This window comes from Sandarakinorhabdus oryzae (assembly GCF_009733735.1).
Classification (GTDB): Bacteria; Pseudomonadota; Alphaproteobacteria; order Sphingomonadales; family Sphingomonadaceae; genus Sandarakinorhabdus; species Sandarakinorhabdus oryzae.
In genome coordinates this window covers 1-13,432 of sequence record NZ_WNJP01000074.1, presented here as the reverse complement: position 1 = coordinate 13,432, position 13,432 = coordinate 1, and the positions used below count along the sequence as shown (strand labels likewise).

Sequence of the window (13,432 nt, the reverse complement as noted above, 5' to 3'; positions counted from 1 at the left end):
GCGGCGCCAGCGGCAGCGCCTGGGCGAGGCGGCGCTCGGTCTCGGCAATGCGCTCGGCGGCGGCATCCCAGGCGGCGCCGGGATCGGCCGCGGCAAAGATCGGCGCCACGATGAACAGCTCGTCACGCAACCGGTCGAACACAAGCAGCAGGGTGGGGCGCACAAACACCATGTCGGGCAGGCCAAGCGCTGACGGGCCGGCATCGGGCACGCTGGGTTCGACCAGCCGCACGGTTTCATAGCCCATGTAGCCGACCAAGCAGGCCAGCGCTGGCGGCAGTTCGGCCGGCACATCGGCGCGGGCTTCGGCGACCAGCGCGCGCAGGGCGGAGAGCGTGTCGCCGTCCACCGCCGTGAACGCGTTCTGGTCGCGCTGCCAGTTGCGGTTGATCTCGCTCTTATTGCCGCGGGCGCGCCACACCAGGTCGGGATCAAGCCCAAGCAGCGAATAGCGGGCGCGCACGCTGCCGCCTTCCACGGATTCGAGCAGGAAGGCGCCCGATCCTTCGGCGCCCAGCTTCAGCATGGCCGAAACCGGCGTTTCGGTATCGGCAACGATGCGCGTCCAGATCAGCTGCGGCCGGCCGGCGGCGAGCGCAGCGGTGGCGCTGGCGCGGTCGGGCGCGATGCGCCGGTCGGTCGATGGGCCGGTCATGGCACTTACGGCGTGGCATCACCCACAAGGCGCTGGCGCAGCTTGCGGATGGTCGCTTCGTTCCGGTCAACGCCAACGGCGGCCATGCTGGCCTTGGCCAGGCCTTCGGCCATCTCGCCGGGCAGGGCACTGCCCACTTCGCGGCGGCTGGCCTCGATCAGGCCGGCCTGGGCTTTGGGATCGCCGGGGATGATGCGATCGACATGCACGATGATCCAGCCGCCCTGGCCGGCCAGCAGCTGTGTGCTGCCGGCCGCCCCATTCAGGAAGGCGCGCGCGGCCTCGGGCACGTTCTGCTGGCCCAGGATATCGACGCGGCGGCCATTCAACGGCCGCGGCGCGGCGAGGCCGGCATCGGCCACCGCCTTGGCAAACACCACGCCTTTCTTGGTCGCGGCCAGCACGGCATCGGCCTTGGCCCTGGCAGCCTTCATCGCCTTGTCCTGCGCGGCGCCGGCCTGGGCCAGCGGCATCACCTCGGCGATCGGCGGCGGCGCAGCGGGCAGCACGGTGCTGGTTTCCACCACCACCAGCCGGCCAGCGCCGATATCCTCGACCAGCGGGCCATCGGCCGGCTCATGCTTGAAGGCACGGGCGGCAATAGTGGCGAGATCACCGGTCAGCGGCGGCTGGCCGGGCGCGATGCCCTTGTTGGTCACCGGGCCATGACTTTCGATGGTCAGGCCAACATCCTTGGCGATGTCGGCAAAGCTCTTGCCGGCCTCGACGCCATCCTCGATGCGGGCCACGACATCGGCCACGGCATCATCGATGGCGCGTGCCTTCAGTTCGGCTTCGATTGCCGGGCGGGCCTGCGCCAGCGTCTTGCCGGCGCCGCCGATGGCCGCGACGCGCACGACATGCCAGCCCAGCTGGCTCTTGATCGGTGCGCTGACCTTGCCAACCGGCAGGCTGAAGGCGGCCTTGGCCACGTCTGCACTGGTTGCCTTGGCAAAGCCGGCCTCGGTCTGGCTGCCCAGCGCGATATCGCTGGCCCCAAAGCCGGCCAGGGCCTGCGCAGCGGCGGCAAAGCCCTTGGTCGCGGCTTCGGCCACGATGGCCTTGGCCTTGGCTTCGTCGGGCACCACTACCTGTTCCAGCACGCGGGTGGCCGCACCGCCATATTTGGCCGGATCCTTGGCAAAGGCGTCGGCAATCGCCTTTTCGGCCACGGTCACGCCGGCGGCGATCTTGCTGTTGTCGATGAAGGCATAGCGGAAGCCGCGGCGTTCCGGGATGGTGAAGCGGGCGCTGTTGGCCTTGTACCAGGCCTGGGCTTCGGCGGCGGTCGCCGGCTGGGTGGCGGGGGCGGGGATGGTCGCCACCGCGCCTTCGTGGCGATCGACCAGCAGGCGGGCGTAAAGCTCTGCCACGCCATCGGGCACGGCCAGCGCGCCAGTGATCGGCTTCAGCAATTGTTCGCGCACCAGGTCGCGCGCAATCGACTGGCGCAGTTTCTTGTCGGTCAGACCTTGGCTGGCCAGCGCTCGGTCGTAGGACAATTGATCGAACTTGCCGCCGCTCTGGAAGGCCGGGATGGAGGTGATGACCAGATCGACTGCGGTGTGCGATGCGCCCAGTCCGGCCTTGCTGCCCATTTCCTCCATCGCTGTCTGGCCGATCAGCTGCGTCGCCATCAGTTCGACCGCGCCCTGGCGGGCGGCTTCGGCCTGGGTGAGGGTGGGGTCGCGCTGGCGCAGATTTTTCACGGTGCGATCGATGGCCTGCACCAGATCCGGCTCCGTGATCGTGCGGCTGCCTACCTTGGCCACCGAACCCGCCGGCGCGCTGCCACCGAATGGATCGTTCACCCCGGTCACTGCGAAGGCGACAAGGATCAGGCCGAACAGGGCGAGCACGGGCCAGCTGGTGAGCGAACGGCGAAAAAACTGGAGCATTGAAATTCCGTGGATAGGGGAACGCGCCGCTTGTAACGAGGCGCACCGCTTGCCACAAGCACCGCACTTTAGCGCAAGGAACCATCATGCCCGCCCTCATCGTTGGCAACTGGAAGATGAATGGCCTGGGCGAGGATATCGCCGAGATCGCCGCCATGGCCGGATCGGGCGCACGCGCTGTGTGGATCGCGCCGCCCTTCACCCTGATTGATCGCGCGGTGATCGTTTCGGCCGGCGCGGTGAAGATCGGCGGCCAGGATTGCCATGCGAAGGACAAGGGCGCCCACACCGGCTGCGTGTCGGCCGCGATGCTGGCCGATCTGGGGGCGGGCTTCGTCATCGTTGGCCACAGCGAGCGGCGGCGGGACAATGGCGAGGGCGACGCCGATGTGCGCGCCAAGGCCGCGGCCGGCCTGGCCGCCGGACTTGAGGTGATCCTGTGCATCGGCGAGACCCGCGAACAGCGCGACGCCGGGCAGACCGACGCCGTGCTCAGCCGCCAGCTCGCCGGTTCGCTGCCCGATACGGCCGAAGGACTGATCATCGCCTATGAACCAGTGTGGGCGATCGGCACCGGCCTCACGCCCACGCTCGCCGATGTCGCGGCCGCGCATGGACACATCCGCACCGAACTGGTTGGTCGCTTCGGTTCGGCTGGCCATGGCGTGCGCATTCTCTATGGCGGCTCGGTCACGCCGGCCAATGCCGGCGAACTGCTGGGCGTTGCCGAAGTTGGCGGCTTGCTGGTCGGCGGGGCGAGTTTGACGGCGCAGAGCCTGCTGGCGATTGCAGCAGCGGCTTGATAGGCTGAGCGCACAAGGGAGGGCCGCATGGCTGCCGAACAACTCAGCGTTTCCGTCTTCGTGCCGTTGGCCCCGGAGCGCGCCTGGGCGCTCTATACTGATCCCGCGGCCATCACGCGCTGGAACTTTGCCAGCGATGACTGGCACTGCCCGTCGGCACAGGTCGATCTGGTCGTCGGCGGCCAGCACAGCGCCCGGATGGAAGCGAAGGATGGCAGCTTCGGCTTTGATTTCGGCGGTGTGTACAGCGAAGTCGATCCGCCGCACGCCTTGACCCTGGTGCTCGGCGATGGCCGCCGGTCGCGCACCACCTTTGTGGCCGATGCCGCCGGCACACGCGTCGAAACCCGATTTGACGCGGAATCGCAGAATCCGCCCGAACTGCAGCGGCAGGGCTGGCAGGCCATTCTCGATAATTATCGCCGGCTGGCCGAACAGGTCGCGGCGGCGCCTTGATTGCACCGCGCGACGAACCAATGTAAGGCGCGAGCCGATCCCCGAATTCCGCAACGAAAGCCTGCTTGCCCGTGATTACCTTCCTGCTCGTCATCCACGGCCTGATCACCCTCGCACTGGTGGGCGTGATCCTGCTGCAGCGTTCCGAAGGCGGGGCGCTGGGCATTGGCGGCGGCGGCGGTGGCGGCCTGATGACGGCGCGCGGCGCGGCCAATCTGCTCACCCGGTCGACCACCATCCTCGCCAGCCTGTTCATCGTCATGTCCATCATCTTGGCGGTGCTGGCTGCCGGCACCAACAAGGCGCGAAAGATCGATCCGACCGTGGCTGCCAAGGTGAACGCCCCGGCCGCGCCGGCTTCGGCGCCAGCGCAGGCCCCGGCCCAGCTGCCGGGCATCCCCGGCGTTCCGGTCGCCCAGTAAACCCGCACCGCGTGGCCGGATCCGCCAAACCCGGCCAGTTGCGCCAGATTTTCGGCGGCGCCGCCGGCAACCTCGTCGAATGGTATGACTGGTATGCCTATTCGGCGTTCGCGCTCTATTTCGGGCCGCGCTTCTTTCCGCCCGGCGATGATCTTGCCGCCGCACTGAACAGCGCCGCCATCTTCGCCGTCGGCTTCCTGATGCGCCCCATCGGCAGCTGGCTGCTCGGCGCCTGGGCCGACAAGCGCGGCCGCAAATCGGCGCTCACCCTCTCTGTGGCCATGATGTGTTCGGGCTCGCTGCTGATCGCGGTGGCACCCACCTATGATCAGGTCGGCCTGCTGGCACCGGCGATCCTGCTGCTGGCGCGGCTGGTGCAGGGCCTGTCGGTCGGCGGCGAATATGGTGCGTCGGCCACCTTCATGAGCGAGGTGGCGCGGGCCAGGTGGCGCGGCTTCCTCGCCAGCTTCCAATATGTGACGCTGGTGGGCGGCCAATTGCTGGCGCTCGCGCTGCTGGTGCTGCTGCAATCGCAGATGGACGATGCCACGCTGAAGGACTGGGGCTGGCGCATCCCCTTCGTGGTGGGCGCGCTGTGCGCCGTGCTGGTGTTCTGGTTGCGCACCGGCCTGCACGAAACCGAGGCGTTCGAGAAGGCCGTCATCCCGCCCGGCACGCTGCTGCAGCGCCTGCTTGCCCATCCGCGCGAACTGCTGATCGTGCTGGCGCTCACCGCTGGCGGCAGCCTGTGGTTCTACACCTTCACCACCTACATGCAGAAATATCTGGTGCTCTCCGCCGGCTGGACCAAGCAGGAGGCGACCTCGGCCTCGGCCATCGCCTTGCTGGCCTATGCCGCGATGCAGCCGCTGTTTGGCGCCGCCTCAGATCTGCTCGGCCGCCGCGCTCTGCTGGTCAGCTTCGGCATCATGGCGACGCTGGCCACAGTGCCGGCGCTCACCGCGATCGGCACGGCGAAGCCGGGGTTGGAAGGCCTGGGACTGATCATCGGCTGCCTCGCCATCCTGTCCTGCTACACCAGCATTTCCGGCCTGGTGAAGGCGGAGATGTTCCCCGCCCATATTCGCGCCCTGGGTGTGGGCATGCCCTATGCACTGGGCGTCGCCATCTTTGGCGGCTCGGCCGAATATGTGGCGCTGGCCTTCAAGGACGCCGGCCTCGAATCCGGCTTTTTCTGGTATGTCACCGTCATGGCCGGCATCGCCCTGGTGGCTGCCCTGTCGCTGCCGGACACCAAGGCCAACAGCCGCATCGAGACGGATTGAGCCGACTGTCCACAGGCATTTTGGCCGCAACCGCACGCAGGGGCTGGCGCTGGCCTGCGATATGGGCTTAAGGCTTTTCTCCCATGACGCGGTATATTTTCATCACCGGCGGCGTGGTTTCCTCGCTGGGCAAAGGACTCATGGGCGCCTCTCTGGCGGCCCTGTTGCAGGCGCGCGGCTACAAGGTCCGCATCCGCAAATTCGATCCCTATCTCAACGTCGATCCGGGGACGATGAGCCCCTATCAGCATGGCGAAGTCTATGTGACCGACGATGGCGCAGAGACCGATCTCGATCTCGGCCATTATGAGCGCTTCACGGGCGTCGCCAGCCGCAAGACCGACAACATCACCTCGGGTCGCATCTATTCCGACATCATCGCCCGCGAACGCCGTGGCGAATATCTGGGCGGTACCGTGCAGGTGATCCCGCACGTGACCGACGCGATCAAGACCTTCGCCAAGGCCGAGACCGAGGGCCTGGATTTCGTCATCTGCGAAATCGGCGGCACCGTGGGTGACATCGAGAGCCTGCCCTTCCTGGAGGCCATCCGCCAGATGGCCGCTGATGTGGGCAAGGCCAATGTCTGCTACATCCACGTCACGCTGGTGCCGTTCATCGCGGCCGCGGGCGAGCTGAAGACCAAGCCGACCCAGCACAGCGTTGCCGAACTGCGCGGCATCGGGATCCAGCCCGACGTGCTGGTCTGCCGTTCCGAGCACCCGCTGCCGGAAAGTGACCGCGCCAAGATCGCGCTGTTCTGCAACGTGCGCAAGGAAGCGGTGATTTCGGCGCTGGATGCCGAGAGCATCTATGAAGTGCCGCTGCAATATCATGCCGAGGGCCTCGACGACGAAGTGCTGCACGCCTTCGGCATCAGCGACGCGCCGGCCCCCAATTTGAAGCGCTGGACCGACATTTCCGAGCGTATCCACAATCCGGAAGGCGAAGTGACGATCGGCGTTGTCGGCAAATACACCGGCATGAAGGACGCCTATAAATCGCTCACCGAAGCACTGGTGCACGGCGGGCTCGCCAATCGGGTCAAGGTCAACATCAAGTGGCTGGACGCCGAAGCCTTCGAAGGCGCCGATGTCGCCGCCCGGCTGGAGCCGATGCACGGCATTCTGGTGCCCGGCGGTTTTGGTGAGCGCGGCAGCGAAGGCAAGATCGCCAGTGTGCGCTTTGCCCGCGAACGCCGCGTGCCCTTCTTTGGCATTTGCCTTGGCATGCAGATGGCGTGCATCGAAGCGGCGCGCAACCAGGCCGGCATTGCCGATGCCTCCACCACCGAGTTCGGCGAGACCAGCGAGCCGGTGGTGGGCCTGATCACCGAGTGGATGAGCGCGGAAGGCCTGCAGACCCGTCATGCTGGCGGCGATCTGGGCGGCACTATGCGGCTGGGTGCCTATCCGGCGACCCTGGGCGCCAACAGTGTGGCCGCCAGCGTTTATGGCAGCACCCATATCGAGGAGCGCCACCGCCACCGCTATGAAGTCAACGGTGCCTATCGCCCGGCGTTGGAGAAGCAGGGCCTGATCTTCTCCGGCCTGTCGCCCGATGGCCTGCTGCCCGAAGTGGTGGAGCGGCCCGACCATCCCTGGTTCATCGGCGTGCAGTTCCACCCGGAATTGAAGTCCAAGCCGTTCGATCCGCACCCGCTGTTCGCCGGTTTCATCGCCGCGGCGATCACGCAAAGCCGGCTGGTGTGACGTCGGTCACGCCCACCGATCTGGCGGCGCGCATCGCCGCCCATCACCAGCCGGGCGAAACCCTGGTTGTCGGCATCACTGGGTCGGTGGCGGTGGGCAAGACCACGCTGGCCCGTCAGATTGCCGATGCGCTGGCGCGGCGGGTGGAGATCTTGTCCACCGATGGTTTCCTCAAGCCCAACGCCGAGCTGGAAGCCGAAGGCCTGTCGCTGCGCAAGGGCTTCCCCGAAAGCTATGACACGCCCGCCTTGGCCGCCGCACTCGCCGGCCTCAAGCTCGGCCCCGTCACCGTGCCGGCCTACAGCCATACCACCTACGACGTCGATCCGGCCGCCGCCCGCACCATCGCCGGGGCTGAAATCGTGCTGGTCGAAGGCCTTGGCCTCGCCCCTGATGCTGCTGGCCAGCGCCCGCCGCTCGACCTCCTGCTCTACATCGACGCGGCCGAGGACGACATCATCGCCTGGTTCCTTGCCCGTTTCATGGGCCTGTGGGAGGCGGCGGCGAGCGACCCCACCAGCTTCTACGCCCGCTTCCGCCACATGAGCGAGGCCGAGGCCCGTCAGTTCGCGCTGCAGGTGTGGAACGGGATCAACCGGCCCAACTGGCTGGACCATATCGCCCGGGCCAAGCCGCTGGCCGATATCGTGGTGACCAAGGCGCTGGATCACAGCCTGGCGCTGTGACGCGGGGGAAAGCCACAGCGCAGCCGTAGTCATTGACGCACGGGATTTCCCAACGCCGTCAACACGGTTAGGGCAGCCCCGACCGCATTGCCCCCAAAGCGTCAGGATTGCCCCGTTGTTCCAGATGTATCGCCTTGCCCTGGTGCTGGCGGCCGCGCCGGCCGCTTTGGTGTCTGCCCAGCCGGCGCCCGTCCAGACCGCACAGGCCCTGCCGGAGGACGAGGAGACCATCACCGTGTCCACCCAGCGCCTGCCCGGCCAGGTGGTGGGCGACATCAAGCCCGAACTGAGCTTTGGTCCGCAGGAACTGCGCGCACTGGGTGCCAGTAGCATCACCGATATCCTGGCCCAGATCGCGCCGCAGACCCAATCCGGCCGCGGCCGCGGCGGTGGCCCACCGGCGGTGCTGCTCAACGGCAAGCGCACGTCGGGCTTTGCCGAAATCCGCAACATCCCGCCCGAAGCCATCGCCCGGGTCGAGGTGCTGCCCGAAGAAGTCAGCCTGAAATATGGCTTCCGCGCCGATCAGCGCGTGATCAACTTCGTGCTGCGCCCGCGCTTCAAGGCGTGGACCGGCGAGGTCGACGTGGGCGGCCCCACCGATGGCGGCCGCTTCTCGACCGAGATCGAGGCCAATCTGCTGCGGCTCCGCAATGGTACCCGCACCAGCATCGAGGCCGAATACAGCATCGATACGATGGTGACCGAAGCCGAACGCCGAATCACCACGCCGCCGCAAAGCCGGCCGTTCGCGCTGGGCGGCAATGTCTCCGCCATCATTCCCGGTGCCGATGTCGATCCGGCGCTGCCCGGCCGCAGCGTGCTCGGCGTGCCGGCCGGGGTGGCCAGCCCGTCGCTGGCCCAGTTCGCAGCAGCGCCGGTGAACAGCACCGATATCCGCCCCTATCGCACCCTGCTGCCCGACAGCCGCACCGCCAGCCTCAACGGCACCATCGCCGGCAGCCTGGGCACCATCGGCGCGACGTTGACTGGCGGGATCGAGCGCACGCTGACCGAGAGCCTGCAGGGCCTGCCCACAGCCAGTGTCACCCTGCCGGCCACCAGCCCCTTCTCGCCGTTCAGCGCCGACGTGCTGGTCAATCGCTATGCCCCCGATCCGCTCGGGCGATCGGGTGACAGCTGGACCGGCCGGCTCGGCACCGTGCTTGATGGCAATATCGGCAAATGGCGCTGGAACCTCACCGGCAACTGGAATCATGCCGAAAGCCGCAGCCGCATCGATCGCGGCATCGACACGACGGTGGCGCAGGGCCTGATCACGACGGGCAGTCTGTCACCCTTTGGCGACGGCCTGTTCGGCGGCAATCGGCTCACCGACACCGCGAGCAGCATCAGCGACAATCTCAGCCTCGATTTGCTGCTCAATGGCAGCCCGGTGCAACTGCCTGCCGGTCCGCTGGCGGTGGCGCTGAAGGCGCAGGTGCAGCATCTGGCGCTGGACACCACGGCCACCCGCGCCGGCCTGGTCAGCGCCGCCAATCTGGAACGCACGCAGGGCAATTTCCAGGCAAACTTCGACCTGCCGATCGCCTCGTCGCGCGATAACGTGCTGCCGTTCCTCGGCAAATTGACGCTCAATGCCAATATCGCCGCCGACACGCTGTCGGATTTTGGCACTTTGGTCACCTGGGGCGCCGGCGCCAATTGGGAGCCCAGCCCCGGTTGGGCCTTTATCGCCAGCTTCACCCGCGAACAGGGCGCCCCGTCGGTGAACCAGCTCGGCGATCCCGCCATCATCACCCCCAATGTGCGCGTGTTCGACTTCATCCGCGGCGAAACCTTGGACATCAGCCGATTGGATGGCGGCAATCGGGCGCTCGCCAACGACAAGCGCCAGGTGTGGAAGCTGGGTGCCAATCTGCGGCCGTTCGAGAAGACCGACCTGGTGCTCAACGCCAATTATATCTGGTCGCGCATCGATGATCCGATCGCGGCCTTCCCAACCGCCACCGCCGAACTGGAAGCCGCCTTCCCGGACCGGTTCACCCGCGATGCCGGCGGCCGGCTGGTGCAGATCGATAACCGGCCGGTGAACTTCGACTATTCGGAGCGGCAGGAATTGCGCTGGGGTTTCACGCTCACCCAGGCGCTGAAGCCCGGCAAGGCCGAGCGCGCCGCCACCGAAAAGCGCATCGCCGAAACCCGCGCCAAGGCGCAGGAGGCGCTGAAGAACGGCCAGCCGCTGCCGCCCGAAGTGCGCGCCTTTGCCCGCAATCCGTTCGGTTTTGCGCACGGTCAGCGCCCGCCCGGTGCCGGCGGTGGCCCGTCGGGGGCCGGTGGTGGCGGTTTTCGGGGTGGCGGTGGCCCGCCGCGCGGCTTCCTCGATGGACGGCTGCAGCTGACGGTCTTCCACACCTGGACGTTCAAGAACGAGATCGGCATCCGCCCCGGCGTGCCGGTGCTCGACCTCTTGAACGGATCGGCTGTCGGCTCGACCGGCGGCGCGCCGCGGCACCAGATCGAGGCCCGGCTGGGCGGCGGCCGCCGCGGTCTGGGTGGCAGCATCGGTGTCAACTGGCAGTCGGCGACATCGGTGCTGGTCGATCCGTCGGGCGCGAGCCAGTCGCCGGGCGATCTGTTCTTCTCGCCCCGCACCACCGTCAATCTGCGGCTCTTCGCCGATCTTGGCCAACGCCAGGATGTGCTGCTGAAAATGCCCTGGCTGCGCGGCAGCCGCATTTCGCTGAGGGTCGACAATCTGTTCAATGATCGCATCAACGTGCGCGACCGCAGTGGCGCCGAGCCGCTCGGCTTCCAGCGCGACCAGCTCGATCCGCTGGGGCGGACGGTGACGCTCTCGGTGCGGAAATTGTTCTTCTGACGCCTCAACCCGTCACCCTGGCGAATGCCGGGGTGACCACTACTGAAGTCGATCCCCCATCCGCGCATGCCAGCCGCGCAGCGCCGTTGCCTCTTCTGGCAGCCCGATCCCGATCCAGCCCGCGAAATCCACGATGGACAAGAGCGCGATATCGGCCAGCGTGAAGCGCGTGCCGGCCAGCCAGTCGCGCTCTGCCAGCTGGCCGTCGAACCAGCCCATCATGGCGACGGCCTGCGCCTTTGTGGCCTCTCCCATCGCCGGGATCTGTTGCACCAGTTTTGCCGTGAAGGGATGGCCGTGCTGCCAGAACAGGCCCACCGGCGTGCCCAGCCCGGTTTCAACGCGCCGGATCCACATGTCGGTCTCGGCCCGCTCGAACGGAGTCGTGCCGATCAGCGGCGGTTCGGGATGGAGATCATCGAGATAGCGGCAGATGCTGATCGTCTCGGCAATCACCCGGCCATCGTCGAGCTCCAGAAAGGGCACCTGGCCGCGCGGGTTGCGCGCCACCACGTCGTCGCCCTTGTGCTCGCGCGCCTGCAGCGAGACCATCCGCTCTTCCACGGTCAGCCCCTTGGCCTTCAAGAACAGCCGCACCCGGCGCGGATTGGGCGCCGGATCGGGCGCGGACCAGAGCAGCATCGTTATCTCTCCCCAACTATGGCGCAGACGTTGCACGCGCCGCGCTTTCGCGGCAAGGGCCGACCATGCTGCCCGCCACCCCGGAAACCATCGCCCACCTGGAAGCGCTCGACACCCGCCTGCGCTGGCTGTCGGCCTGGACGATCCACAACGCCAATCACCTGCGCGACAGCCGCGACGGGCTGAAAGTCGGCGGCCACCAGGCCAGCTGCGCCAGCATGTCGAGCATCATGGCCAGCCTCTATTTCGCCGCGCTTGGCCCCAATGACCGGGTGGCGGTGAAGCCCCATGCTGGCCCGCTGCTGCACGCCATCCATTATCTGATGGGCAGCCAGAGCCTGGAGAAACTGCAAAATTTCCGTGGCTTCGGCGGGGCGCAATCCTATCCCAGCCGGACCAAGGACGCGATCCCGGTCGATTTCTCCACCGGCTCGGTGGGCCTGGGCGTCGCCATCACCGCCTTTGCCTCGCTGTTCCAGGATTATCTGGTCGCCCACGGCCGGCTGAACCCGGCTGACACCGGCCGCATGATCGCGCTGATGGGCGATGCCGAGCTCGACGAAGGCAATATCTATGAAGCGCTGATCGAGGCCTACAAGCACGACATCCGCAACCTGTGGTGGATCGTCGATTACAACCGCCAGAGCCTCGATCACACCACGGCAGACCGCATGTTCCGCCGCTTTGACGACATCTTCGAAACCTGCGGCTGGCGGGTGATCACCTTGAAGCACGGGCGGCGGCTGGCTGCGGTGGTGGCCGGGCCGGGCGGCGCCGCGCTGGACAAATGGTTCGATGATTGCCCCAACGCCGATTATGCCGCGCTCACTTACCAGGGCGGCGCGGCGTGGCGGGCGCGGCTGACGGCAGACCTGGGTGACGCAGTGGCGTCGATCCTGGCCGCGCACGACGACGAGGCGCTGGCACGGCTGATGACCGATCTGGGCGGGCACTGCATGGCCTCGCTGCTCGAGGCCTATGCGCAGGCCGCCAGCGATGATCGCCCCTGCCTGATCATCGCCTATACAGTGAAGGGCCGCGGGCTGCCCTTTGCCGGCCACAAGGACAATCACGCCGGGCTGATGACCCCGACCCAGATCGAGGGGCTGCGCGACGGGCTGGGCATCCCGGCGGGTGCGGAGTGGGACAAATGGGCCGGGCTAGGCGACAAGCAGGCGGCTGCCCTGCAGGCCTTTGTCGCCGCCAGTCCCGCCGCCACCCTGCCGCGCGACCGGGCGTTTGACGCGGTGCCAGTGCCGGCCATTCTGGCGCCCGCCGGGGAGGAACAATCCACCCAATCCGCCTTTGGCCGCATTCTTTTCGATCTGGCCAAGGCCGGCGGGCCGCTGGCGGAGCGCATCGTCACCACTTCGCCCGATGTCACAGTTTCAACTGGTCTTGGCCCGTGGGTAAACGCGCGCGGGCTGTTCCGGCGGCAGCAGATGCCGGACGTGTTCCGGCAGGCGAAGATCCCGTCACCACAGAAATGGCAAGGCGAAGGCAGCGGGCAACATGTGGAACTCGGCATTGCCGAGCATAATCTGTTCCTCGTGCTCGCCGCCGCCGGGCTGACCGCGCCCTTGTTCGGCACGCGGTTGATCCCCATTGGCACCGTCTATGACCCGTTCATCGCGCGCGGTCTCGATGCGCTGAATTACGCCTGCTACCAGGATGCCCGCTTCATCCTGGTCGCCACCCCGTCCGGCGTGACGCTGGGGCCGGAGGGCGGCGCCCATCAGTCGATCAACCCGCCGTTGATCGCCATGGGCCAGCCTGGCCTCACCCATTACGAGCCGGCCTATGCCGACGAACTGGCGCTGCTGCTGCACCACGCCTTCGGCCATGTCCAGGATCCCGCCGGGGAAAGTGTCTATTTCCGCCTCTCCACCCGCAGCATTCCGCAAATCGAGCGCAGCGGCACCGGCTGGCAGGCCGGTGCCATCGCCGGCGGCTACTGGCTGCGCGAACCCGCGCCCGGTGCCGAAGCCGCCATCGTCGCCATGGGCGCGCTGCTGCCGGAGGCGCTGGCG

The 13,432-nt window shown here is 67.4% G+C and carries 10 protein-coding genes and 1 pseudogene; 8 read left to right on the top strand and 3 right to left on the bottom strand.

All coding sequences use genetic code 11. The annotated features are described in order from the left end of the window. Positions 1–655 (bottom strand): annotated as a pseudogene (locus GJ693_RS08890) (anthranilate synthase component I); the annotation flags it as partial. Between the two features lie 5 nt (positions 656–660). Further along, a complete protein-coding gene (locus tag GJ693_RS08885; protein WP_156255952.1) occupies positions 661–2,553 on the bottom strand; it encodes a peptidylprolyl isomerase in 1,893 nt (630 codons plus the stop codon). Between the two features lie 86 nt (positions 2,554–2,639). On the opposite strand from GJ693_RS08885, the gene tpiA reads away from it, so the two are divergent. The 7 genes from tpiA (at position 2,640) to GJ693_RS08850 (ending at position 10,760) form a co-directional block, all read left to right on the top strand. Continuing rightward, on the top strand, positions 2,640–3,356 hold the full coding sequence (tpiA, locus tag GJ693_RS08880) for a triose-phosphate isomerase (protein WP_156255951.1): 717 nt from the start codon (positions 2,640–2,642) through the stop codon (positions 3,354–3,356). A 27-nt stretch (positions 3,357–3,383) separates the two neighbouring features. Next, a complete protein-coding gene (locus GJ693_RS08875) occupies positions 3,384–3,812 on the top strand; it encodes an SRPBCC domain-containing protein (RefSeq protein WP_156255950.1) in 429 nt (142 codons plus the stop codon). A gap of 71 nt (positions 3,813–3,883) precedes the next feature. Then, positions 3,884–4,234: a preprotein translocase subunit SecG gene (gene secG / locus GJ693_RS08870; RefSeq protein WP_156255954.1), complete on the top strand. Its 351-nt coding sequence runs from the start codon at positions 3,884–3,886 to the stop codon at positions 4,232–4,234. Between the two features lie 11 nt (positions 4,235–4,245). Next, positions 4,246–5,520, top strand: coding sequence for an MFS transporter (locus GJ693_RS08865; RefSeq protein ID WP_197042075.1), 1,275 nt, complete (start codon positions 4,246–4,248; stop codon positions 5,518–5,520). Between the two features lie 83 nt (positions 5,521–5,603). Beyond that, positions 5,604–7,232, top strand: a complete 1,629-nt coding sequence (locus GJ693_RS08860) for a CTP synthase (RefSeq protein ID WP_156255949.1) — start codon at positions 5,604–5,606, stop codon at positions 7,230–7,232. Beyond that, positions 7,229–7,918 carry a type I pantothenate kinase gene (locus GJ693_RS08855; RefSeq protein WP_197042074.1) on the top strand — a complete coding sequence of 230 codons (690 nt, stop codon included), beginning with the start codon at positions 7,229–7,231 and terminating at the stop codon, positions 7,916–7,918. Before GJ693_RS08860 ends, GJ693_RS08855 begins: the two co-directional genes overlap by 4 nt. Positions 7,919–8,042: 124 nt before the next feature. Next, positions 8,043–10,760: a TonB-dependent receptor domain-containing protein gene (locus tag GJ693_RS08850; RefSeq protein ID WP_156255947.1), complete on the top strand. Its 2,718-nt coding sequence runs from the start codon at positions 8,043–8,045 to the stop codon at positions 10,758–10,760. 39 nt (positions 10,761–10,799) lie between these two features. Here GJ693_RS08850 and GJ693_RS08845 read toward each other — a convergent pair whose 3' ends face one another. Beyond that, positions 10,800–11,402, bottom strand: coding sequence for a glutathione S-transferase family protein (locus GJ693_RS08845; RefSeq protein WP_156255946.1), 603 nt, complete (start codon positions 11,400–11,402; stop codon positions 10,800–10,802). Positions 11,403–11,467: 65 nt separating this feature from the next. Between GJ693_RS08845 and GJ693_RS08840 the strand changes: the two genes are divergently transcribed. Then, on the top strand, positions 11,468–13,432 hold a 1,965-nt coding region (locus GJ693_RS08840; protein ID WP_156255945.1), incomplete at its 3' end, for a transketolase.